We start from the raw sequence: 796 nt of genomic DNA, 5'->3' as shown, positions 1-796 counted from the left end.
TAGTGAACACGAGTTAATTTTAGTGGGTTTTCTAACGCCATATTTAACTCACGTTTATCAAACCACTGACGACCATCTTCGTAAGTTTTGCCTGCTTTTAAAGACGGTAAGCTACGTTCGATATTCTCTTTTTCGTAACCTTTTCCACCTTTATAGAACACCTCATTACCACGTCCGCCTAATACTAATTGTAAATAGACGTTACCATCGATAATTTCTTGCTCTGGTAACACCACTGTATAACGACCTAAATTTAAGCGATTTAATACCGCTTCTAATTCACCTTGTGCTTTCTTTAAGTTTGTTAAACTTTGGTTTTTACCTTGATAGGGGTGCAATACTTCTGCAATCGCAAGTTGATTTGGCTCACTTAAGGTTGCAATATCTCCAACAAGTTGGAAACTTTTTACATCTATCAACGTTTCCGCTGATGCAACACCTGCTAACGACACACCTAACAACACCATCAACTGGTTTAATTTAAACTGTTTCTTTTTCATTGTGTTTCCTTTTTCGCTAATGCAAGGGGGAACTATGCCCCCTCGCACTATCAAACATTACTGCTTATTCTCTTCTTCAAAACGTTTGTATTGACGAGAAGATTTACTATTGATGCCTTCACAAGAGCGTACAATTTCTTGATTTGCTCTTGACACTCCTGCAGGTAATTCTACTGAACATACCGCTGCGTCTGAGATGATACTTGCTAAACCATCTAATTCCAATTTGGTCTCTTCTAGTCTACCAATATCTTCTCTTACACCTTCAGTTGTGGCTTTCAGTGAATCATCTAGCT

The 796-nt window shown here is 38.2% G+C and carries 1 protein-coding gene and 1 pseudogene; both read right to left on the bottom strand.

Going from position 1 to position 796, the window contains the following annotated elements; genetic code table 11:
• Positions 1–500 (bottom strand): annotated as a pseudogene (locus tag A1D25_RS01945) (ShlB/FhaC/HecB family hemolysin secretion/activation protein); the annotation flags it as partial.
• Positions 501–557: 57 nt separating this feature from the next.
• On the bottom strand, positions 558–796 hold a 239-nt coding region (locus tag A1D25_RS01940), incomplete at its 5' end, for a hypothetical protein (RefSeq protein ID WP_157394033.1).

The sequence above is a fragment of the Ursidibacter arcticus genome (genome assembly GCF_009761375.1).
Lineage (GTDB): Bacteria > Pseudomonadota > Gammaproteobacteria > Enterobacterales > Pasteurellaceae > Ursidibacter > Ursidibacter arcticus.
The sequence above is the reverse complement of the archived record's forward strand: the minus strand, read 5'-3'. Positions and strand labels throughout refer to the sequence as shown.